Source organism: Mesorhizobium sp. M0751 (assembly GCF_040320265.1).
GTDB lineage: Bacteria > Pseudomonadota > Alphaproteobacteria > Rhizobiales > Rhizobiaceae > Mesorhizobium.
In genome coordinates this window covers 482240-504922 of record NZ_JAMYPH010000001.1, presented here as the reverse complement: position 1 = coordinate 504922, position 22683 = coordinate 482240, and the positions used below count along the sequence as shown (strand labels likewise).

Sequence of the window (22683 nt, the reverse complement as noted above, 5' to 3'; positions counted from 1 at the left end):
TTTGGTTTCCCATTGATCTCTGTAAGCTGAATAACCGTTCAATTGACAACTTAGTTAAACATATCACTAAGTTAATTGTAGTTTAAAGTCTCATAATTGAGATTTTGTCGAATCTATATATAAGTCATCTATGACTTACTGCCATCCTTGGCGACAGAGCGCACATGGCGGATCCGCGGCGCTCGGAACTAGCGAGACGGAAACGGCCTCGGGCTCTGAAGTGCCTGTCGCATGAGTGATGCGACTCGGATAAAGGCCATCCTGTGTGGTCGACCTTCGTCAGCGAAGGGGGCTGCGGTGGCGGGCTGCCCCACCGACCGTGACCCAGCCATTTGCGAAATCCGAGAGTTTCTGGGGAAAACCGAGCCAGGTAAGACACCCGGTTTTGCATGCTCAGCGAATGGTCGTAGGACAGCGTCCTAGCCAAGTGTGCAAGAGGGCCTGCACGAGCACCAAGCGGAGACGAACGCGCTATTAGCCGGTCAGTCTGTAGGGCTGCGAGATGTGTCGAAGATTGGTAGAGGAGCTATCTACCCAGTGGATTAGTCACAAAATGCCATCCCACTTTTCGGATGATTTTTATCACTGGGACGTAGCCCGCCGAAGTGGATATGAAAGCACTTGGATTTTCGATGCGGCGTTGTCGCTGCTACAACAAGAATGGGCGGGGGCATGGGACATCAGAACATATTCGATCTGTGCAAGCCGCGTGACGACGTGGTCAAGGGCACGATTGCAGATAGCGACTATGCGGCCAATCTGGCGAACGTCCTAACCGGTCGCGCTTCGCGCGATTATACGGACGCTCCAACGTTCTTCACGAACACATATCCTACCGAGGGACTCAAAGAGCTTCTCGTCAATGTTTGCGGCCGGCTTTCCGGCCGCGGCGAAAGCGTGTCGGCTGTTTTTCGCCTCGACACCTCTTTCGGCGGCGGTAAGACGCACGGTCTGATTGCCCTCGTTCACGCCGCCGCAGGCATGAAGCAGGTCTCAAATATCGCGGAATTTTTGGATCCGGCACTCGTGCCGACCCGTCCCGTCCGTGTCGCCGCTTTCGATGGCGAGAATGCGGATCCCGCAAACGGTCGGCCAATGGGCGAAGGAATACGTGCCCACACGCCTTGGGGCGAAATAGCTTATCAGTTGGCTGGGAAGGCTGGCTATGAGATCGTTCGCCAATCGGACGAGCAGCGAATTGCCCCCGGTGCCGACACCATCAAGGAGCTATTTGGCACTGACCCCGTGCTTGTCGTCCTCGACGAGCTCGGCGAGTATCTTCGGCGGGTCCAAGGTATGGGCGGGCGCGACCAACTTACCGTCTTCCTGAAGGCGCTGCTGACCGCAATCGAAAGCACCCCAAATGCGGCAATCGTCTATACGCTTGCGGTTCGAGCCGATGGCAAGGGCGTGGATGCCTTCGCTGATGAGAATGAATTTCTTGCTAGCGCCATGTCGGAACTCGAAAGCGTCTCCGGCCGCAAAGCTACCAACCTTAATCCAACAAGGGACGATGAGACCGCGAAGGTCATCCGGCGGCGCCTGTTTGCCTCGATTAACGATTCCAAGGCAGTGGAGGTGATCAACGCTTATCGCGAACTATGGACTACTCATCGCGACATTCTATCGGAAGAGGCCAGGCGCTCAGCCACGAGCACAGAATTCGCGCAAACCTATCCCTTTCACCCGGACGTGCTGGACACGCTCACCGGGAAAACCGCCACGCTCGGCGGCTTTCAACGCGTTCGCGGAATGCTGCGCATTCTCGCAAAGACCGTTGCGACCGTCTGGGCAAGCCGGCCTTCCGATGCGTCCGCTATCCATCTCCATCACATCGACCTGGGATCGGATGTCATTCGCCGGGAGTTCACGACGCGCCTACAGCAAGCAGCCTTCGTGCCGGCGCTTCTCAATGACATTGCTGGGCCGCCCGAGAAGCTGGCTTTGGCCCAAGAACTGGACTCGAAAAACTTCAAGGGCCTGCTGCCTTATGGCACCTACGTCGCCCGCACGATCTTCATCCACACCCTGGCTTTCAACAACGACCTTAAGGGCGTTGCAGCCGACCACTTGCGCTATTCGATCCTGAGCCCTGCGGCGGACCTTTCGTTCATCGACGATGCCAGGACGAAATTTCGTGCAGAATCCGCCTATCTCGACGATCGGCCAAACGTGCCGCTGCGCTTCAACGCCGAAGCCAACCTCACGCAGGTTATAGGGCGGGAAGAAAAGAACATCGATCCCGGTGAGGCGCGAACCCAGCTTGTCGACCGGGCAAAGGAAATCTTCGGCGGGCAATCCTTCGACCTCGTGCCATTCCCTGGCGGGCCATGGGATGTCCCGGATGACGTTTCAGACGGGAAGCCGCGACTTGTTCTGCTTTCTCACGACGCGCTGGAAATCGGCGCGGATCTTCGCGAGATCCCCGAGATTGTCGGGCGCATGTTCGAACGCAAGGGCGCGGACGGTAACGGCCTGCGATCCCTGAGAAACAACTTAGTATTCGTCGTCGCTGACGAGACCAAGATCAACGAGATGAAGCGCGCGATTGTGCGCCGCCTCGCCCTTCGGGAACTTAAGCGGCCCGAGCGCGTCAAAGAACTTGCCGAGCACCAGCAAGCCAAGGTCTTCGAACTAGAGAAGAAGTCTGAGACGGAGGCCGCTATCGCAATCCAGCAGTGCTATCGCCACATCCTCTATCCTTCCCGGAATGCGCTGAGCGGCGCTGGCTCTGTGCAGTTGGCGCATTCAGTGATCGATATTCAGAACGCCTCCGAGCGACCGGGATCAGGTCAGCTTCAGGTTGTTAGGCAGCTGCAAAGTCAGAATAAGATTCGCGACGCTTCTGATCCGTCCGATTCCCCATCCTATATCCGCGACCGCACGCCCTTGAAGAAAGGACAGATGACGACGCGCGATCTTCGCGATGAATTCCGCCGCGACCCTTCGCTGTCGATCCTCCTGTCAGATGACGTGTTCCGCAAGGCGATCCGAAAGGGTATCGAGGAGGGCGTCTATGTCTACCGACGCGGCGATCTGCTTGCAGGCCCAGGCGATCCAATGCCGTCGATCAACATCGATGAAGAAACCACGATCTTCACGATGGACTTCGCCAAGTCCAACGGTGTGTGGCCACGGCCGGCGCCCGCGCCGGCGGCCCAACCCGCGTCGGCTGGATCTGGTGCTTCGATTTCGAGCGATCCGCTCCCGCCGATCGGCGGCGCACCGGGCGGGGGTTTCGGCGAGCGACCACAAGTCGGCCCGGAGGGCGCTTTGGTCGCGAATGCCAAGGTCTTCACCGCCGAAGGCGTGCTGAAGGAAGCGCTACGGAAGGTGATCGAACAGGCAAAGACCGCGAAGCTCGAACAGGTGGATCGTCTCGTGGTCCGTCTGTTCGAATATGGTGACGCGTTCAAGCTGATTCCGATTGCCAACTCGATCTCTGGAACCAAGCGTTCGGTGACGTTGGAGGGCGGCTACACGACGACCCAAGACAGCGAGATGATGTTCGAGTTCAAGGGCGAAGCTCAGGATGCTTCGACGATCAAGGACTATCTCGAACCACAGTTTCGAGCCGCGAAAGTGACTGATCTCAAGGCCAGTATTCTGTTTGATTTTGAAAGCGGGCTCGCGCTGGATGGAGATGCCGCGGACAAATTCATCGAAAAGCTAACACGCTTTGCGAGCGCGGCTGCGTTTGTCGAAGCAACGGCGGAGGTGAAGTGATGAATGTCCCGCGCCGGAAGGACGAAAATGTGATGGTGTCGAAGACCCAGCCAGTTTACGAACTGCGCGCCCGCCGCCATGGCCCGGGCGATACCGAGGTTGAAGTCTGGCAATTGCCCTCGTCTGTGACGCCGCAGATCACCGCTCCGATCCGCGTTGCGGGTCTTCGCGGGCGGAATCTTGAACTTGCCGAGCACCGGGTGCTGAAGCGCCTCAAGGAAAGCGGCATCCGCCTTGATCTTTTGCCAATTGAGGGGATGGGATCGCCTCTGCCGGAAGAAACGGCGCTTCGCCTGGCACTTCTATTCCGCACGTTGGCTCCAATGCGCAATCGCGACAACATGCGCCTCGTTGCTGAAGGCATCGAGGTGATGGGGAAGGAGGAGGCCGGTTATTGGCTCGGCATGTCGGTCCACCGCAAAAACCCGCGCCGCGTGTTGACCGCCCTCCGCATTCTGCTCACCGATCCGGCCAAATGATGGAAGACGAACGTATCTCGGATGTGCGGCTGATTGAACGTTGGTTGCCGATCGCTGAAATAGGCATTGAGAGTCTTCGGGAACGCACGCCGATGACTCCCTTTCCGGCTCCTAATCGTTTGCATGTCTGGTGGGCGCGCCGTCCGCTTGTCGCGTCGCGCGCAGCAGTCCTCGCCTCTCTGCTTCCAGCGGATGCGGATCATGAGAGGTTTCTCCATGCGCTCGGAATTCATGGCGACCCACTGGCTGCAAAAAGGCGGATCGCGGCTGCCAATCGCACGGGCGAGCGTCTCGGAAAGGACGCATATGGCTATCCACGTGCTTTCACCTACCGAGCATCTAGCGAGGAGTTATCCTTCTTAGGAGCAACTGCATCGGCCGTAGTTCTTGATCCAACAGCAGGTGGCGGCGCGATACCTTTCGAGTCAATGAGGCTCGGCTTTCAGGCGATCGCGAACGACCTCAATCCAGTTGCCTCTGCGATATTGAGTGCAACGATCGATTTCCCCCAGCGGCTGGGGAACGCGTTGGTCGAGGACTTTGAGGCGGTTGGCGCTACATTCAGAAATCGCATCCAAGACACTTTCACGGAAGCATTCCCGAGCGAGCCAATTTTACATACCCGTCCCGATGCCTACCTTTGGGCTCGCACCATTGAGTGCCCTTACTGCCGTGGCCAAATTCCACTTTCGCCGAACTGGCGGCTGAACGCGGCCGGTCTCGGAGTTCGACTGGTGTTTGAAAAGGCGGCTGGACCAGGAAGCGCCGGGCGGTTCTGTTCATTCGAAATCGTGGACAAAGTTGCCGACCATTCAGAAGGCACTGTAGCAGACGGTGATGCTACTTGTCCCTTTCCCGATTGCGCCAGAGTTGTGAATGGCGACGAGGTGAAACGCCAGGCCCAATCGCAGGGCATGGGCGATCAGCTTTTTGCTGTGGTCTATAAGCGTCGGGTTGAGACAAAGCTGAGATCCGGAGCGGTGGGCAAGCCGAAATGGGAGCGCGGCTATCGCGCTCCACTATCCGAAGATGACAATGCAGCAGGTATTTCAGAGCGCCTTGCACAGAGATTGTCAGATTGGGAAGCGCTCGGCATAGTTCCGATTGAGCCTATCGATGAGATCTCGAACTATGACCGCGGGCATCGACTTTATGGGATGACGCAGTGGCGTGACTTGTTTTCTCCGCGCCAATTACTTGGCCACTGCCTCGCTGTAGAAGTCTTTCGAGGGATGGTGGAGGAGGACCGTGTCGCCGGTCTTCTGACTGACATTAGACGAGCAGCTTACATCTACCTGAGCTTCAGCTTGGACAAATTGCGTGATTACAATTCGAGAATGACAAGATGGATTGTGAAACGCGAGGTTATGGCAAACACGTTCGACAGCCACAACTTTTCGATGAAGTGGTCCTACGTCGAAATGGCCATAATGGTTGAAGGCCAAGGATTTGACTGGGCGATCCGGGAGACTAGAAAATGCATCAAAGAACTGGTGGATCTTTCAGGTCCAGTTCCCCACAAAGCCGGCCCTCTTTTTGGTAACGGCAAACCGTTGGCTGCACCCATAGTTATGGTTTCCTCAAAATCTGGCGCATCGCTTGATCACCTCGCCGACTCGTCTGTCGACGCGGTCGTAATGGACCCGCCGTATGGCTCGAATGTTATGTATGCGGAGCTTTCAGATTTCTTCTATGTTTGGCTCAAGCGCACAGCCGGGCTGGTCGCGCCAGAACTCTTCACAAGACGCCTTACCGACAAAGCATCCGAGGCGGTCGCTAACAAGGCCCATTTCAAAGGTCATAAGGGTGCGGATGCTCTCGCAAACCGTGACTACCAAGAAAAGATGGCCGCGATCTTCGCGGAAAGCCGGCGAGTCCTCAAACCGAACGGCATTATGACCGTGATGTTCACGCACAAGGACACGAGTGCCTGGGATGCCTTGACCAAGGGGTTGATTGAAGCAGGCTTTATCATCACCGCCTCCTGGCCGGTGAACACCGAGGCCGAGGGTTCGCTTCACATAAAAGACAAGGCAGCCGCTAACTCCACTATCTTTCTCGTCTGCCGCCCGCGCCCTGCCGAACAGGGCGACGGGACGACCTATTGGGAAGACGTCGAACCGCTAGTGGCAAAGGCCGTCCGAACCCGCGTCGAACAATTCCAGAAAGCAGGGATCAGCGGCGTCGATCTTTATCTCGCCTCCTTCGGCCCGGCGCTGGAGGAGTTCTCGCGCCACTGGCCACTGAAGCGCGGCACGCCGCGCCCCGAACCCTTGGCGAAGAAACGCCGAAAGCAGGCCGAACTATTCGAAGAAGAATTCGATCCCTATGCCGTGACCCCAGAAGACGCGCTTGATGCTGCGCGTCGCGAGGTGAAGACGTGGCGCTTGAACCAGCTTACGCACACCAAGGGGCGCGGCGATCTCGATGCGACTACGTCGTGGTTCGTGCTGGCCTGGGACGCGTTCAAGGCGCCCGTGTTCAGCTATGACGAAGGCCTGCGCCTGGCTCGTGCCGTGGGCGCAGACCTCGATGGTCAGCTGATCGGTAGGATTTGCGAAAAGAAGGGCTCGGATATTAAGCTCTGGGATAGCGCTACGCGCGCCGCCAAAAACGCACTCGGCCCCGTCGACGGGTCGCGCGCCATGATCGACGCAATTCACCATGCCGCCCATCGTGGCAGGACGCGCACCCTCGAAGCGGCTGTCGATCTTCTCAAGGATGCAGGGATCGATGGCGATCCTCAATTTCTGGCCGCGCTCGAGGCCGTTCTGGAAGTTCTGCCACCCTCTCGCAACTTTGTCGGCTTTGATGTTGCGACCGGCGACGCAAAATCGGCGGCCGATGATTTCGACGCCCTTGAAAAGCTACGCCGTCTCGCCTTCTCCGATAAGGTGGACGAGCCCCAGCAGCTGTCGCTCTTCACAGAGGAGGCTGCTTGACACTTCTGCGCGACACCGCATGGCGCCTCAAATATACGCCGGACGATGGTGACCTCGTTCGGCTGTTCTATGTGCCTGCTTTGCGCTCGGCAACTCGATACGATCGCCTCACCGGATACTTCTCGGCGCGCGCCTTGGCGCTTGCCGCGCGGGGCGTCGAAGGGCTGGTCGTCAACAACGGGCGGATGCGGTTAATCGTCGGCTGCACCCTGGGCGAAGAAGAGGTAGCGGCCATCGAACTCGGCGAATCGCTGCGCGAGGCGGTCGAACGGACGGTGATAAGGACGCCGATCTTGTCGGCCGATCCTAGAACGATCGATGCCCTCGAACTTGTCGCCTGGATGGTGGCCAACAGCTTTCTAGATGTGAAGCTCGCTGTGCCCTGCGATCTCGACCGCCGGCCGATCCGCGACAACAGCATCTTTCACGAAAAGACCGGCATCATCGAGGACAAGACCGGCGATCGGATGGCCTTCAACGGCAGCATCAACGAGACCGAATTCGGTTGGACGCGGAACTGGGAAAGCTTCAACGCCTTCACCTCGTGGAATGACGGTCCTCGCGTTGACGAGGAAGAAGCAAGCTTTGCGAAGTTGTGGGCCGATCGCGCCCGCCGAGCGATCACACTCGATGTGCCCACGGCGCTGCGCGAGCAGCTGCTAACCTTTCTGCCCGACCCCGAAAAACTGCCGAAGCGCCTTGCAGAACAAGACGACCAATCAAGGGGGACATTGACACCCAGATCCACTCAAGGGCCGGACGCTGCGGACGAGCCCATCATCGTTGGGCCATGGCCAAACATTTCGGTCGACGAGGAACGCCAGGCCGTTTGGGAAAAGATCGCCAACGCCGCTGTTCAGCCTGTCGGCGGCGATCGCGTCGGCGAAGCGACTTCCGCGGTCGTCCCCTGGCCCCATCAAATCCGGGCCTATCGCCGCCTCTACGACAACTGGCCACCCAAGCTCCTGATTGCCGATGAAGTTGGTCTCGGAAAGACCGTTCAGGCCGGGTTGCTACTTCGCCAAGGCTGGCTGGCGGACAGAGTCAAGCGCGCGCTGGTCCTTGCGCCCAAGAACGTCTGTAAGCAATGGCAAATCGAGCTGCGCGAAAAGTTCAATCTAAATTGGCCGATCTACGACGGTCAGAAATTGACGTGGTATCGGTCGCCGGCGAGAGATCATGATTTCGAGAAGCTGGTCTCGCGCGAGGCGTGGCATCGTGAGCCATTCGTGATCATGTCGAGCCATCTCGCGCGGCGCCAGGATCGACACCGCGAAATTCTGGAGGGAAGCGAACCGTGGGATCTCGTTGTCCTGGATGAAGCGCATCACGCCCGAACGAAGGGCGCTGGAACGCCGCAAGCCAAAGGCCCGAACCGGCTCCTCCAATTGATGCGGTCGTTGCGGCGTCGAACGGACGGGCTGATCCTTCTTACCGCGACACCGTTGCAGGTCCACGCCACGGAACTCTGGGATTTGCTCGACCTCCTGGGGCTGCCGCCTGAATGGACGCCGGATGCGTTTGTCCGCTTCTTCTCGGAAGTCGCGAAGGAACATGTAACCAACGAAAGCCTCGATTGGCTTTCGGCGCTCTTCAGGGCGAACGAAGCCCATTTTGGAGAGGTCTCGCGGACGGATGCGGAAAGGCAGACCCGACTGAGCGGATTGAAGACCCGGAAAGTCCTCCAAGCGCTGCGCGATCCGGTTTCGATACCGCGGCGGCAGCTTTCGCCCGAAGAACGGCGCGCGGCGATTGCGATTATCAAACGCTCGACTCCGGTGCGTTCGCTAGTCTCGCGACATACGCGCGAGCTGCTTCGGAAATATTTCAAGGCCGGGCAGTTATCGACAGCAGTCGCGACCAGACAAGTCGAAGACCGCTTCATTCCGCTTTCGGCAGAGGAAGGCGATCTTTATCAGCAGGTAGAAACCTACATTTCAGAAACCTACAACGCTGCGGCGCCCGAAGCCCGCAACGCCGTGGGATTTGTGATGACCATTTATCGTCGCCGCCTTGCCTCAAGTTTCCATGCCCTTCGGCAAACGATGGAGAAGCGCAAGGGCGGCGTCGGCGGACTCCTTGTAGCGGTGGATGAGGCCAGGATCGACGAAGACGTTGCCGACCAAGTCGAGGCTGGTGAAGAAATCGACATCGAAAACGTGTCCGAGGACGAGCGCCGCGCTCTTGCCTTCGAAGAAATCGCGACCATCCAAACCATTGTCGACGAAATCAACCAGCTGCCGACCGACACGAAGGCAATGGAGCTGTCCAGAGTTCTCAGTGAACTTAAAGGCAGCGGCTATCCGCAGGTTATGGTGTTCACCCAGTTTACCGACACGATGGACTATTTGCGGAACTTGCTCGTCGCCGCCGGCGACTCGGTCATGTGCTTTTCCGGACGCGGCGGCGAGGTTCGCAACACTGATGGAACCTGGACGTTGATTACGCGCGACGAGGTCAAACGACGCTTCAAGGAGGGGCGCTCAGAAGTTCTTGTTTGCACAGACGCTGCAGCTGAGGGTCTGAACTTCCAGTTCTGCGGCGCTTTGGTGAACTACGATATGCCTTGGAACCCCATGCGGGTCGAACAGCGTATAGGTCGCATCGACCGCTTGGGTCAGCGGTTTTCGGATATTCGAATCATCAATCTACACTACGAAGACACGATCGAGGCCGACGTATATCGCGCGCTGCGCAGCCGGATTTCGATTTTCGAGAGCGTCGTAGGCGGCCTCCAGCCAATCCTTACCCGCCTGCCGCGCATTATCGAAGAGTCGGTTCTGTCCAAGCCCAGCGCTCCGGAAGGCAAGCGCGAGGACGCTCTTCAGGCCCTAGACAACGCTATTTCGGCCGGAGAAGGCTCCGCACTGAACCTGGACGATTTTGCCGATGAGGATCTCGAAGTTCCGGCGCGCCCCGATCCAGCGATCACACTGTCTGATCTCCGCTTTGTCCTCGACCGATCGGTTTTGCTTCCTCGTGGCACCGAAGCGATCCATCTGAATGAGAAGGATTACCGTCTAACCGACGGCAATCTTCCTCACGCCATTCGCGTCACGGTCGACCGGGAATTCTTTGAGATGCATTCAGATAGCGTAGAGTTTTGGACCCCAGGGAGTCCGAGCTTCCCCGACCTAGAAATATACCGAGCCGCGCCTTTGCCCTGATAGGAGGGCGGTCTTGTAGCGAAGGCATGCGGGACAAGCTGAGGTAGGGCAAGCAGCTTACGACTATCGACTTGGCCGACTCCAAAGATAGTGCTCCACGCAGGCATAGTGCCGATGGCGACGTCGAGCACGCCCGCGAGACGAGCTATGGATTTGGGGATTTGGTCCCTGCTGCGTTCGCTAAGTCGGGCTCGACATGCAGCCATTTCGTAGGCCTTCGGGGCGGCAGCGTGGTCGCGCAGATAAGGTTCTTCGGCATGATCATCGAGCACCTGACGGACCAGGGCACGATGGACCCGAGCCTGCTCTATGAGCCACCCTTCACCGACGTCGCGCCTACGGGACCGGAGCAGGTGTTCGACGAAGGCCATGTGGCGCAGCTCTTTTCGAGAATTCAGGAAATCAACGGCAGTGCCGTCGCCTAACGACTCAGACGATTGTAGGTGCTGGATTCGTTCCGGACCGGAGGATTCTAGCAATGTAACGCCTCCCTAAAGGAGTAAGTAAGTAAGTAAGTAAGAAGGAAGAAAGGAAGAAAGGAAGAAAGATTAGGGAAGCGTTACATACGCACCGCTCCTGCCCTACCGAAAAAGTGGCTGATTTTGCTATGTATGTCCTCCGGTTCGAGCGAGCGCTGCCATCTTGGCACGGTGTTTCGCGACTCTGGCGGCAACTGCTGCAAGACGCGCATCCCGCACCGGCGAGGCCGATCCGAAACGACGTTTCGCTAGTTCGTCTATCTTGGTGGCAATAAGCCTGCACCTGATGTGGTCTGGACAGGCGCAGCATTGAACAGAATCTTCCGTCGAAGGGTTCTGCATTCCGAAGCAGCTCTGGAGGAACTCAGCGTCATCCAATTTGACAACGTTTCGTGTTCCCCACATTCCAATTCTCATTTCGTCGACAGCTGTCTCGAACGAGTTGCGGCGCTGGTTGCCTGGCATGATCCGAAGCACAGCGCGAAGTGGCAGTTGCCTGCGAGAAAGGCAATGACGAGCGATCACGTCCGACCAGCGCTTCCCGTCAGTTCGAAGAACAGCGGTGAGGACCTCGCGGAAGTTTTTTTGCGCCGGGAGACCGCGATAATGGTCTATTTGATACTGAGCCAGGTCAGACCCTGGCCATACGGAAAAAAGCCCTCGGTCGAGTTTGAACTTTTCGAACTGAGCGTGCCAAGCAACTTTCGTCGTATCGTTTGCATGAAGCTGCAAAGGTAGGGGGTTCCGTGATCGAGTCCTCCTACCCGAAAAATGAAATGAGAACTCCATGAATTCATCATAGGGCAAGCCGAGTTCGTCCGCCCTTTGCCTTGCCATCCAAAGCTGTGTGAACCAACCGGCAGGCTCGGAAGGTGGGGCCGCTTTGACACCGTTTACATGCTCCGACAACTCGCGATCGATGTTGGCACGGACAAACGCACGTAAGGCTTTTCGATAGATTTCACCAAATAGCAGCGTGGCGTCGAGAGGCGACAGAAACCGATAGTCGAACCACTTCTTGGTCAGAAGTTCGTGCTCGCGCTCAAGGTGACCAGGCATTATTAAATACCGGGCTGTGATGAGGTCTTCTAACCGTTTCGCGAATAATCCTGGGTCGTAAGCCACATCGATCTCCTTCAAAAGCAGGCGAAGTCCCTGCGAGTCTGGCGGCTCTGTCGGAGCAGCCTCAATTTCAGCTATAGCGTTATGTCCAACGAACGGCCGGAAAACAGGCTGTTTATTTTCGACGATCTTCACACACGAATTATTACGCACCCGGCGGTCGAAAACGTTGATGTGATAATTTGAGCAGCCGTCGACGTTTTAGAGCTCTTGTCGCCATACGCCCTTCCGAACCAGGAGAGGGACGAGCCCTGTTGCGTTCGAGAGAAACGCCCTATATCTGCCCGAGTGCTAGTCCGACCAGATGGAAACACCAGACCCCGAAAGACGACCTCATCGGTTTGACAATTTGGGAATAAAGTCAGTGTTATCAATGGCCAATAACCCCACATTTGACAGCTTAACCACTTGAACTCACACGGCTGTTCCAGAACGGCTCAGCGTGGAATAGAATGCCGCCGACAGCGGTCCTTTGCCGGGCCGCCGGTGAGCGAAAAGACGAATGGCGACCACGCAACTCGAACGGCCGGGAGATGGCGGCTTGAGCGCTCGCGCGACGCGGGCGCTCAAGGCCGTGCCGCGCGCCTGGAATCGTTTCTGGCGCCTGGTATCGCTTTACATGCCGAAGCGGCTCTATGCCCGCTCGCTGATCATCGTCATCGCGCCGATGATCATGCTGCAGTCGGTCGTGGCCTTTGTCTTCATGGAGCGCCACTGGCAGACCGTGACGCAGCGCCTGTCGCAGGCCACGGTGCGCGACATCGCCGCCATCATCGACCTGATAGAGACCTATCCGCACGACGCCGACTACGCCAACGTCATCCGCATCGCCCAGGATCGCATGCAGCTGAAGGTCGACCTCCTGCCGCCCGACCCGCTGCCGCCACCCGGGCCAAAGCCGTTCTTCTCGATCCTCGACGAGATCCTTTCGTCCGAGATCACCCGGCAGATCAACCGTCCGTTCTGGATCGATACCGTCGGCAATTCCAATATCGTCGAGGTCCGCGTCCAGCTCGAGAACAAGGTGCTGCGGGTCTTTGTGCGCCGCAGCCAGGCCTATGCATCGAACACCCATATTTTCCTGATCTGGATGGTTGGCACCTCGCTGGTGCTGCTGATGATCGCCATTCCCTTCCTGCGCAACCAGATCCGGCCGATTCTGACGCTGGCCGAGGCGGCCGAGAGTTTCGGCAAAGGCCGGCCGATGCCGCGCGATTTTCGCCCGCGCGGAGCCGAGGAAGTCCGCCGCGCCGGCTTTGCCTTCATCCAGATGCGCGAACGCATCGAACGCCAGCTCGAGCAGCGTACCGCGATGCTGAGCGGCGTCAGCCACGATCTGAGGACCATCCTCACCCGCTTCAAGCTGCAATTGGCGCTTGCCGGGACCAAGGCGGCCGATACCCAGGCACTCGACCAGGACATCGACGACATGCAGTCGATGCTGGAAGGCTACCTTGCCTTTGCACGCGGCGAAGCGTCGGAAGACGCCGGTCAGTTCGATCTCGAAGCCTTCTTCGACAAGCTTCGCGAGGAAGCCGCGCTGCGCAAGCGCAAGCTATCGACCGTGCTTGTCGGCGATCCGCATGTGCATGTGCGCCCCAATGCCTTTGCCCGGCTGCTGTCCAACGTCGTCGGCAATGCATTCCGCTATGCCAAGACGGTGGAGATCAATGCCAGTCATGGTCGCGGTTCGCTGCTCGTCACCATCGACGATGACGGCCCGGGCATTCCGCCCGAAAAGCGGGAGGATGTATTCAAGCCTTTCGTGCGGCTGGACGAGGCCCGCAACCTGGACGCCAGCGGCACCGGCCTTGGCCTCTCCATCGCACGCGACATTGCCCGCAGCCATGGCGGCGACATCGCCCTCGAACGCAGCCCGCTCGGCGGCCTTCGGGCGGTGATCAAGGTCCCGGCTTGACGGCAGCGAGACCCGGCCTTCATCGGCCCGTCACGAAACCATGGTGAAGAGCGCCAATGAAGCGCGCGATTCTGATTGATTCGGCCCTGCGGCCTCATTTCGACCCCGCGCCGGCCCGGGTGCGCCGGTGCGAGGCCAGAGCTGCGGCGTGGTCGCCGTTCAGGTATCGCGGCAAGGCAATCAAGCTCTCCGCCAAGGGACCGCCATGCGCATCCTGATGGTCACCGACGCCTGGCGCCCGCAAGTCAACGGCGTCGTCCACACGCTGGAGCGTCTCTCGGAAACCCTGAAATCCTTCGATGTCGAGACGGACTTCCTGACGCCGAACATCTTTCGCACCCTGCCTCTGCCGACCTATCCCGATATCAGGCTGGCGCTGACGACGCCGCACCGCGTGGCGCAGCTGATCGAGGCACGCAAGGTGGACCACATCCATATCGTCACCGAAGGACCGCTCGGCATTATGGCCCGGCGCTACTGCCGCAACGCCGGCCGCCCGTTCACGACCAGCTATCACACACGTTTTCCGGAATATCTGAGCGCGCGCCTGCCGGTGCCTGAAGCATGGGCCTATCGCTGGCTGCGCGATTTCCACAATTCAGGACAGGGCACGCTGGTCGCCACCCAGTCGCTCGCCGACGATCTTGCGGCGCGCGGCTTCACCAAGCTCCGGCCATGGACGCGCGGCGTCGACACAGATCATTTTCGACCGGACAAAAGAAAGGACCTGGGATTTCCCGGACCGATCTTCCTCTGCGTCGGCCGCGTCGCGATCGAAAAGAACCTGCCGGCCTTCCTCGACCTCGACCTGCCGGGCAGCAAGGTGGTCGTAGGCGAAGGGCCGGAATTGGCGAAGCTGAAGGCCAGATATCCCCATGCCCATTTCCTCGGCCATCGCCCGAACGACGAACTGGCCGAGATCTACGCTTCGGCCGATGCCTTCGTCTTCCCCAGCCGCACCGACACATTCGGCAACGTCATCATCGAGGCGCTGGCCAGCGGCACGCCGGTCGCAGCCTATCCAGTCACCGGACCGATCGATATTGTGGGTGACGGCATCGGCGGTGCGGTATCGGACGACCTGCGGCAAGCAGCGCTCGCGGCCCTTCACGTCGACCGCGCCGAGGCGCGGCAACGCGCGATGCGCTACAGCTGGAAGGCCTGCGCGGAAATGTTCATGGAAACGGTCGAAGAAGCGCTCGGTACCACGCGTAAACTGGCCGCCTGAGCAAAAGCGCAGTTAAAACAATCTGCCGCCGTCCGGCACCCTGCGCTCGATCGCGCCGAGGACGACGGCGCCCTCTTCGTCGGGAAAGCCGAGCGCCAGCACTTCCGACATGAATGGCCCGATCTGGCGCGGCGGGAAATTGACCACAGCGAACACCTGCCGGCCGATCAAGGTTTCGGGCGTATAGTATTTCGTGATCTGGGCCGAGGATTTCTTCACCCCGATCACGGGACCAAAGTCGATTTTCAACTTGATCGCCGGCTTGCGCGCCTCGGGAAAAGGCTCGGCCTCGACGATCGTGCCGGCGCGGATGTCGATGCGGTCGAAATCGGCAAAGCTGATCTCGGGTTTTCGCGCGTTGCTCGAACTCATCGTCGGTCAGGCGTTTCCGTAGGTTTCGAACAGCACGCCGGCCAGCGCATCCTTGGCCGAAGTGCCTGACCAGACGACGAACTGGAACGCCTGGAAATAGCATTCGCAGGCTTCCAGCGCCGACGACAGCAGCACCTCGACCTGCTGGCTCGACGGCTCGACCCCACCGGCCAGCAGCAGCGACTGGCGGAACATGATGGCGCCTTCCTGCTCCCAGAGGTCGAAATGGCCAAACAGCATCTGCTCGTTGATCAGCGAAAGCAGCCGCATCACCTCGAGCGCGCGCGCCTCAGGCACCTTGATGTCGAAGGCGCAGGCCAGGTGCAGCGCCTCGTAGTCCTCCATCCAGGAGAATGAAACGTGGTAGTCGGTCCAGCTTCCGGCAACCGAAATCGAGATCTCGTCGTCGCCGGCCCGTTCGAAGGACCAGTCGTTGTTGTGCGCCACCTGCTCGATAACATCCACCGGATGGATTTCGCGGGAGAATTCGAGTTCGAGAAGTTCCATGAAATGCTTCCTGTCGTTCTGGGAGCGCCACCACACGCTCCGCGGGAGAGGCACACTCGAACAATTCTGCCTAGAACTCGGACGGCCAGGACTTCGTCAACGCAAAGACCCCGGACCGGACCCCACCGCCCGGCGCATGACCCTGCTCCGAATCATGCAACAAATTCAGTCTATTGATCGGGAGTCGCGTGACCAGCCAAATTTTTCGCACTGCGTCATTCGCATGTGGAAAGCCACTGTCACAAAGATTCACGCAGTACCGGTAAGCGATTCACGACAAAGCGCTTTTTGCGATCCGGCTTTGTGGAAAAGTTTAATGATTTATTTCTTGTTATTTTTTTGCACGCGGCTTTGCCGCAGCCGCAGGCGCTGCTTGACCGGTCAATTCGGCAAGCCTGGCCTCGAGCGCCTCGATGCGAGCGGCGAGGCGGGTGTTTTCTTCCCTGGCCTTCGCCGCCATGTCGCGAGCGGCCTCGAATTCCTCGCGCTGCACCACGTCCATGGAGTTGAGTATGCGCTCGGCCTGGCCCCTGAAGGCGGTCTCCACCTCGCGCCGCACGCCTTGCGCGGCACCGGCTGCGTCGGTCATCAACTTGGCGAATTCATCGAGAATGCGGTTAGGTCCGTTCGCCATGGCAAATCCTCGCTTGGTGGAATTGACGTAGTGGCGCACGATGCGGAATGCAAGCATACGCTTGCCTTGACCCTGTCAAAAGCCTGCCGCATGGTCCGCGCCCGAACCTGATTGGAACCCGGAGACCCTGTTGAGCGAATATTTGCTGCCGCTGGCCGCCCTGCCCTTTCCCAACATCGACCCGGTCATCGTCAGGATCGGACCACTGGCGGTGCATTGGTATGGCGTCGGCTACATCGTCGGCATTCTGTTCGCCTGGTGGTATGCCAAGCGCCTCGTCACCAACCCGAAACTCTGGCCCGACGGCGCCCTGCCGATGAAGCCCGTCGACCTCGACGACTTCATCGTCTGGGCAGCCATCGGTGTGGTGCTCGGCGGACGCACCGGCTACGTGCTGTTCTACGACCTGCCGCGCTACATTGCCAATCCGCTCGATATCGTCGCCGTCTGGCAGGGCGGCATGTCGTTTCATGGCGGCCTGCTCGGCGTCATTCTCGCAATGACGCTGTTTTCCCGGTCTCGCGGCATCCGCACATGGTCGCTGTTCGACGTGGTTGCCGCCGGCGCGGCGGTGGGGCTTGGCCTCGTTCGCCTGGCAAACTTCATCAATTCCGAACTATGGGGCCGGCCGACCGACGTTCCATGGGCATTCAAATTCCCCAATGGCGGCCCATTTGCACGCCATCCAAGCCAGATCTACGAGGCGCTCCTCGAAGGGCTGGTGTTGTTCCTTGTCCTGCGCTTCCTCACCCATTCGCAGCTCAAGCTGAAGACGCCGCGCTTCGTCGGCGGCGCCTTCATCGCCGGCTATGGCGCCTCGCGCATCTTCGTCGAATTCTTTCGCGAGCCCGACCAGCAGCTCGGCTACCTCCTTGGCACGAGCTGGCTGACCATGGGAATGGTGCTGTCACTGCCGATGGTGCTGGCCGGCATCTGGGCGATGGCTACAGCCAAGCCGGTGACAAAATCGCAGCTGGCATGACGCGGCTGAAGACCCGCATCGCCGAGCTGATCGGTGCGGTGGGCCCGATCCCCATCAGCGAATACATGGCGCTCTGCCTGTTCGATCCACAGGATGGCTATTACACGACACGCGAGCCGTTCGGCGCCGCCGGCGACTTCGTCACCGCGCCGGAGATCAGCCAGATGTTCGGCGAGCTGGTCGCCGTCTGGCTCTACCAGGCGTGGCTGGCAATCGGCCGGCCGACGCCGGTCGCCATCGCCGAAATTGGCCCCGGCCGCGGCACGCTGATGAGAGATATGCTGCGCACGCTTTCGCGGCTCGATCCGACGCTTACCGCCAGTGCATCGTTCGCTTTGATCGAGACCAGTCCGCGGTTGACCGAGGTCCAGAAACGGACGCTTGCCGGGACGTCGGCCACCATCGCCTGGCATGAGGCCGTCGATACACTACCGCAGGGGCAGCTTCTGATTGTTGGTAACGAGCTGTTTGACGCGGTGCCCATCCGCCAGTTCGTCCGCGCTGGAGCCGGCTGGCGCGAACGGATGATCGGTCTCGACGATGCGAACCGGCTGCGCTTTTTCGTCGGCGCCGGCTCGCTCGACCCGATGCTCCTGCCGGAGGGTGCCGAGAATGCGCCGCAAGGTGCCATCGTCGAGGTGGCGCCAGCCCGCGCCGCCCTGATGGCGGCCATCGCCGGGCGACTTGCCGGATTTGGCGGCGCCGGCCTGTTTCTCGACTACGGTCACCTCCAGCCCGGGATCGGCGACACCTTGCAGGCCTTGCGCAAGCACGGTCATGAGGACGTGCTGGCCAATCCGGGGCAGGCCGATCTCACCGCCCATGTCGATTTCGCTGCCCTTGCGGCAACCGTTCGGGCACACGGCCTCGATGCCCACCTCTCAACGCAAGGTGAATTCCTGCTCAAGATGGGGCTTCTCGAACGGGCTGGCCGGCTCGGCGCCAATGCCGATGAGGCAGCTCGCGAAAAGATAGCGGCCGACGTCGAGCGCCTCGCCGGCCCGCTGGCCATGGGCGAACTCTTCAAGGTGCTTGCCGTCCTCCCCGCCGGCATTGCGGTTCCGCCGTTTCCAAGCACGGATTGACTTTTCGCTGCCGCCTCTCCCACTCTCCCATCTTCGACTAGCGCCCGACATCAACGGCGCCAGCCTTAACTGACCAGCCTTCAACTGCGCCCGTCTTCAACTCGCCGGTCTTCAACTCACCCGTTTTCAACTCGCCGGTCTTCAACTCGCTTGACGAAATCGCCCATACGGACAACAAAGCCGCCATGCTGAATCAGACCAAACCGGATCCCGTTCGGTCGCCCTTGCTGGAAACGGCGCAAGGCATCCGCCACGGCTACTTCACACGCGTCGGCGGCATTTCCAGCGGCATCTACCGGGGCCTCAACATCGGCACCGGCTCGAGCGATGACCAGACGCTGGTGCGCGAGAATCGCCGCCGGGTCGCCGAATGGATGGGCGTGCCTGCAAACCATCTGCTGACCGCTCACCAGATTCATTCGCCGGACGTCGTCATTGCCAGAGAACCTTTCGCCGGCGAGCGGCCCAAGGCCGACGCCATCGTCACCGACCGGCCGGGCATTGCCGTCGGTGCCTCGACCGCCGACTGCGGGCCAGTCCTCTTCGCCGACGCCGAGGCCCGCATTATCGGAGCCGCCCATGCGGGCTGGAAAGGCGCTTTCACCGGAGTGCTGGAAAACACCATCGCGGCAATGGAAAGCCTCGGCGCCCGGCGCGACCGCATCGTCGCAGTGCTCGGTCCTTCCATCGGCCCACGGAATTACGAAGTCGGACCGGAATTCGTCGCCCGCTTCGTCGACGCCGATGCCGGCAATGCCCGCTATTTCGCGTCCTCCGCAAATGCCGGACACGCGATGTTCGATCTCAACCGCTACACGGTCGACCGGCTGACCAAGGCTGGCGTCAACGCCGAAGGGCTCGATCGCTGCACCTATGCCGAGGAAGAGCTTTTCTTCTCCTATCGGCGCAGCACGCATCGCAACGAGGCCGACTACGGGCGGCAGGTTTCGGCAATCGTTTTGGAGACTGACTGATGGCGCTGCATTTCGAACGCTCGGAATTCGACGCGCGGCGCGATCGACTGATGATCGAGATCGCCGAAAAGAAGCTCGACGCCGTCCTGCTGTTTGCCCAGGAAAGCATGTATTGGCTAACCGGCTACGACACCTTCGGCTTCTGCTTTTTCCAGTGCCTGGTGGTCAAGGCCGACGGCTCGATGGTGCTGCTGACGCGTTCGGCCGACTTGCGCCAGGCGCGCCACACCTCGATCATCGACAATATCGTTTTGTGGACGGACCGCAACGGCGCCAATCCGGCGGTAGACCTGCGCAACCTGCTCAACGAGCTCGACCTGCTCGGCGCCCGGATCGGCGTCGAATACGACACCCACGGCCTGACAGCCTATAATGGCCGGCGCCTCGACGAGCAGTTGCAGACCTTCGGGCAGATCGCGGATGCCTCCGGCATTGTCAGCCGGCTACGGCTGTTCAAGAGCCCGGCAGAAATCGCCAAGGCGGAAAAAGCCGCCAATCTGGCCGACGACGCGCTGGACGCAGCACTGCCGCTGATCAAGCAGGGCGGCGATGAGGCGCTGATCCTGGCCGCCATGCAAGGTGCCATCTTTGCCGGCGGCGGCGATTATCCGGCCAACGAGTTCATCATCGGCTCCGGCGTCGACGCCCTGCTTTGCCGCTACAAGGCCGGTCGCCGCAAGCTCACCAAGAACGACCAGCTGACGCTCGAATGGGCCGGTGTCTTCCACCACTACCATGCAGCAATGATGCGCACGGTGTTGACCGGCAAGGTATCGAAACGCCACCAGGAATTGTTCGATGCCGCCCGCGCCGCGCTACTTGCAGTCGAGAAGGCGATGACGCCCGGTAATACGTTCGGCGACGTATTCGACGCCCATGCCCGCACGCTCGAGGCCCACAATTTGACCAAGCACCGGCTCAATGCCTGCGGCTATTCGCTCGGCGCCCGCTTCACCCCGTCCTGGATGGACATGCCGATGTTCTATCAGGGTAATCCCGAACCGATTGCGCCGAACATGACGCTGTTCGCCCATATGATCATCATGGACTCCGAAACCGAAACCGCGATGACGCTTGGCCGCACCTATCTGACGACCGAATCCCAGCCGAAGCCGCTGTCCCGCCATGATCTCGACTTGATCGTGCAGTGAATCCATAATGGAAAGAGTGTGAGGGGCGTTCGTCGCCAAGGAGTTTTCAGGCTAATGAGACGATCGCATGTGACGACCGTGTCATTGCTCGTGGCGCTGGTACTGGCGGCCTGCACCAATGCGAAGGACGTTCTCGAACCCTCGGCCATTGCCCCGCAATCGACGCAATCGCTCTCCGGAGCCGGAGGTGCCGCAACGCCCCCCGCGACCCCGGCCAAGCCTGCCGGCACCGCGCAAACTGCAGGTACAGCGCAGCCTTCCGCTGCAGCGGCCGTGCCGCCCGCCAAAAGCGCGGCTGCCATTGCGCGGACCCGGCTGCAGGTGGCGCCGATCGTCGGCGCCTCGGTAGAAGCCGCGACACCGCTGACTGCCGAGCTTCAGACACGCGCCAGGCAGCGCGGCATCACCTTGGCCGGCAGCACCGACCAGACCCCAACGCATGTGCTCAAGGGCTATTTCTCGACCATGACGGAAGGCAAGGACACCACCGTCATCTACGTCTGGGACATCTATGACCCGGCCGGCAACCGGCTGCATCGCATCAATGGCCAGCAGAAGGCGCCCTCCGTCGGCGGCGGCGAAGGCTGGGCGGCGGTCGCGCCGGCGACCATGCAGGCAATTGCCGACCAGACAATCGACCAGTTCGCCACCTGGCTTGGCGGCGGCGCCGGCTGACCTGGAGCATGATTCCGAAAAGTGGAATCCGGTTTTCGGAAAGATCATGCTCAAACACAAAGATAGCGCCAGCCCGATTCCGCCGGCATGGAACTGGCTCTATCGCCGCATGCTCAAGCCGTAAGCGTTTATTGAGATTAGCCGGCGGATTCCCATTCACGACGCTTGCAATACCGGCGCGGGCCGCTAAAAGCCCGACTAAGAGGCTGGAGTGCTATCGGAGTCTCTCAATCCTTCGCCAGGAACGGTGCATGAAGCTCTTCGCGGGCAATTCCAACAGGGTGCTGGCCGAATCAGTCGCCCGCTACCTCAACATTCCGCTGGGCAAGGCCAGTGTCAGGCGCTTCGCCGACCAGGAAATCTTCGTCGAGATCCAGGAGAACGTGCGCGGCGAGGACGTCTTCATCCTGCAGTCCACGTCGTTCCCGACCAACGATCATCTGATGGAACTGCTCATCATGATCGACGCCTTCATGCGCTCCTCGGCCAAGCGCATCACTGCGGTTATTCCTTATTTCGGCTATGCCAGGCAGGACCGCCGCGCCTCCGGCCGCACACCGATCTCGGCCAAGCTGGTCGCCAACATGATCACCAGGGCGGGCGTCGACCGGGTGCTGACCCTGGATCTCCATGCCGGCCAGATTCAAGGCTTCTTCGACATCCCGACCGACAATCTGTTTTCCGTGCCGGTCATGGCCCGCGACGTAAAGGCAAAATACAAGCAGCTTGCCAATGTCATGGTGGTGTCGCCGGATGTCGGCGGCGTGGTCCGCGCCCGCGCGCTCGCCAAGCGCATCGACGCCCAGCTTGCCATCGTCGACAAGCGCCGCGAGCGCCCCGGCGAATCGGAAGTCATGAACGTCATCGGTGACGTGCGCGGCAAGGATTGCCTGTTGATCGACGACATCATCGATTCGGGCGGCACGCTGTGCAATGCGGCCGATGCGCTGCTTGCCGACGGCGCCACCAGTGTCACCGCCTATACTACCCATGGCGTTTTGTCCGGCGGTGCCATCGCCCGCATCGGCGCCTCGAAACTGCAGGAATTGGTCATTACCGATTCCATCCAGCCGACCCAGGCAGTGCTCGACGCCACCAATATCCGCGTCATCTCCATCGCCGAACTGATGGGCGAGGCGATCTCGCGCACGGCGACCGAGGAATCGGTGTCGAGCCTGTTCGATTAATGCGTGTCGCGCAAAACTGTGCAGCGGTTTTGCGATAACGAAATGCATAAAAACA

At 60.0% G+C, this 22683-nt stretch carries 17 protein-coding genes; 13 read left to right on the top strand and 4 right to left on the bottom strand.

The window, feature by feature from the left end:
* The first annotated feature begins 672 nt into the window (after positions 1 to 672).
* The 5 genes from NKI19_RS02335 to NKI19_RS02315 all read left to right on the top strand — a co-directional run bounded on the left by NKI19_RS02335 (position 673) and on the right by NKI19_RS02315 (position 10739).
* Entirely contained in the window at positions 673 to 3726 is a 3054-nt protein-coding gene (locus NKI19_RS02335) for an ATP-binding protein (RefSeq protein ID WP_352565788.1), read from the top strand.
* The gene (locus tag NKI19_RS02330) at positions 3726 to 4205 is read left to right on the top strand and encodes a DUF7680 family protein (protein WP_352565786.1); all 480 of its coding nucleotides are present in this window, start codon (positions 3726 to 3728) and stop codon (positions 4203 to 4205) included. Before NKI19_RS02335 ends, NKI19_RS02330 begins: the two co-directional genes overlap by 1 nt.
* Positions 4202 to 7147, top strand: a complete 2946-nt coding sequence (locus NKI19_RS02325) for a DUF1156 domain-containing protein (protein WP_352565785.1) — start codon at positions 4202 to 4204, stop codon at positions 7145 to 7147. The genes NKI19_RS02330 and NKI19_RS02325 overlap by 4 nt, the downstream gene beginning before the upstream one ends.
* Entirely contained in the window at positions 7144 to 10314 is a 3171-nt protein-coding gene (locus tag NKI19_RS02320; protein ID WP_352565783.1) for a helicase-related protein, read from the top strand. The genes NKI19_RS02325 and NKI19_RS02320 overlap by 4 nt, the downstream gene beginning before the upstream one ends.
* A 230-nt stretch (positions 10315 to 10544) precedes the next feature.
* Positions 10545 to 10739: a type I restriction-modification enzyme R subunit C-terminal domain-containing protein gene (locus NKI19_RS02315; RefSeq protein WP_352565782.1), complete on the top strand. Its 195-nt coding sequence runs from the start codon at positions 10545 to 10547 to the stop codon at positions 10737 to 10739.
* Positions 10740 to 10919: 180 nt separating this feature from the next.
* Here the strand turns inward: NKI19_RS02315 and NKI19_RS02310 are convergent, their stop codons facing one another.
* The gene (locus tag NKI19_RS02310; protein WP_352565780.1) at positions 10920 to 12050 is read right to left on the bottom strand and encodes a hypothetical protein; all 1131 of its coding nucleotides are present in this window, start codon (positions 12048 to 12050) and stop codon (positions 10920 to 10922) included.
* Positions 12051 to 12417: 367 nt separating this feature from the next.
* Here NKI19_RS02310 and NKI19_RS02305 point away from each other — a divergent pair, with 367 nt between their 5' ends.
* Positions 12418 to 13833 (top strand): ATP-binding protein, encoded by a 1416-nt coding sequence (locus NKI19_RS02305; protein WP_352489011.1) that lies wholly within the window; start codon positions 12418 to 12420, stop codon positions 13831 to 13833.
* Positions 13834 to 14038: 205 nt separating this feature from the next.
* Positions 14039 to 15061 (top strand): glycosyltransferase family 4 protein, encoded by a 1023-nt coding sequence (locus tag NKI19_RS02300; protein WP_352489010.1) that lies wholly within the window; start codon positions 14039 to 14041, stop codon positions 15059 to 15061.
* Positions 15062 to 15073: 12 nt separating this feature from the next.
* On the opposite strand, the gene NKI19_RS02295 is transcribed toward NKI19_RS02300, so the two are convergent.
* The 3 genes from NKI19_RS02295 to NKI19_RS02285 form a co-directional block, all read right to left on the bottom strand.
* Entirely contained in the window at positions 15074 to 15433 is a 360-nt protein-coding gene (locus NKI19_RS02295) for a tRNA-binding protein (protein ID WP_352489009.1), read from the bottom strand.
* Between the two features lie 6 nt (positions 15434 to 15439).
* Positions 15440 to 15940: a type III secretion system chaperone family protein gene (locus NKI19_RS02290; protein ID WP_023678420.1), complete on the bottom strand. Its 501-nt coding sequence runs from the start codon at positions 15938 to 15940 to the stop codon at positions 15440 to 15442.
* A 331-nt stretch (positions 15941 to 16271) separates the two neighbouring features.
* A complete protein-coding gene (locus tag NKI19_RS02285; protein ID WP_352489138.1) occupies positions 16272 to 16574 on the bottom strand; it encodes an accessory factor UbiK family protein in 303 nt (100 codons plus the stop codon).
* A 130-nt stretch (positions 16575 to 16704) separates the two neighbouring features.
* On the opposite strand from NKI19_RS02285, the gene lgt reads away from it, so the two are divergent.
* The 6 genes from lgt (at position 16705) to NKI19_RS02255 (ending at position 22628) form a co-directional block, all read left to right on the top strand.
* On the top strand, positions 16705 to 17556 hold the full coding sequence (gene lgt, locus NKI19_RS02280) for a prolipoprotein diacylglyceryl transferase (protein WP_352565778.1): 852 nt from the start codon (positions 16705 to 16707) through the stop codon (positions 17554 to 17556).
* Positions 17553 to 18641, top strand: a complete 1089-nt coding sequence (locus tag NKI19_RS02275) for a class I SAM-dependent methyltransferase (RefSeq protein WP_352489007.1) — start codon at positions 17553 to 17555, stop codon at positions 18639 to 18641. The genes lgt and NKI19_RS02275 overlap by 4 nt, the downstream gene beginning before the upstream one ends.
* A gap of 185 nt (positions 18642 to 18826) precedes the next feature.
* Entirely contained in the window at positions 18827 to 19615 is a 789-nt protein-coding gene (pgeF, locus tag NKI19_RS02270; RefSeq protein WP_352489006.1) for a peptidoglycan editing factor PgeF, read from the top strand.
* Positions 19615 to 20766, top strand: coding sequence for a M24 family metallopeptidase (locus NKI19_RS02265; protein WP_023678425.1), 1152 nt, complete (start codon positions 19615 to 19617; stop codon positions 20764 to 20766). Before pgeF ends, NKI19_RS02265 begins: the two co-directional genes overlap by 1 nt.
* Positions 20767 to 20820: 54 nt before the next feature.
* On the top strand, positions 20821 to 21441 hold the full coding sequence (locus NKI19_RS02260; RefSeq protein ID WP_352489005.1) for a hypothetical protein: 621 nt from the start codon (positions 20821 to 20823) through the stop codon (positions 21439 to 21441).
* 251 nt (positions 21442 to 21692) lie between these two features.
* A complete protein-coding gene (locus NKI19_RS02255; RefSeq protein ID WP_352489004.1) occupies positions 21693 to 22628 on the top strand; it encodes a ribose-phosphate pyrophosphokinase in 936 nt (311 codons plus the stop codon).
* Positions 22629 to 22683 lie beyond the last annotated feature (55 nt).

Coding starts and splice junctions, on each gene's coding strand:
- NKI19_RS02335 (WP_352565788.1), top strand. CDS start 673: ATGGGACATCAGAACATATTCGATCTGTGCAAGCCGCGTGACGACGTG.
- NKI19_RS02330 (WP_352565786.1), top strand. CDS start 3,726: ATGAATGTCCCGCGCCGGAAGGACGAAAATGTGATGGTGTCGAAGACC.
- NKI19_RS02325 (WP_352565785.1), top strand. CDS start 4,202: ATGATGGAAGACGAACGTATCTCGGATGTGCGGCTGATTGAACGTTGG.
- NKI19_RS02305 (WP_352489011.1), top strand. CDS start 12,418: ATGGCGACCACGCAACTCGAACGGCCGGGAGATGGCGGCTTGAGCGCT.
- NKI19_RS02300 (WP_352489010.1), top strand. CDS start 14,039: ATGCGCATCCTGATGGTCACCGACGCCTGGCGCCCGCAAGTCAACGGC.
- NKI19_RS02295 (WP_352489009.1), bottom strand. CDS start 15,433: ATGAGTTCGAGCAACGCGCGAAAACCCGAGATCAGCTTTGCCGATTTC.
- NKI19_RS02290 (WP_023678420.1), bottom strand. CDS start 15,940: ATGGAACTTCTCGAACTCGAATTCTCCCGCGAAATCCATCCGGTGGAT.
- NKI19_RS02285 (WP_352489138.1), bottom strand. CDS start 16,574: ATGGCGAACGGACCTAACCGCATTCTCGATGAATTCGCCAAGTTGATG.
- NKI19_RS02275 (WP_352489007.1), top strand. CDS start 17,553: ATGACGCGGCTGAAGACCCGCATCGCCGAGCTGATCGGTGCGGTGGGC.
- pgeF (WP_352489006.1), top strand. CDS start 18,827: ATGCTGAATCAGACCAAACCGGATCCCGTTCGGTCGCCCTTGCTGGAA.
- NKI19_RS02265 (WP_023678425.1), top strand. CDS start 19,615: ATGGCGCTGCATTTCGAACGCTCGGAATTCGACGCGCGGCGCGATCGA.
- NKI19_RS02260 (WP_352489005.1), top strand. CDS start 20,821: ATGAGACGATCGCATGTGACGACCGTGTCATTGCTCGTGGCGCTGGTA.
- NKI19_RS02255 (WP_352489004.1), top strand. CDS start 21,693: ATGAAGCTCTTCGCGGGCAATTCCAACAGGGTGCTGGCCGAATCAGTC.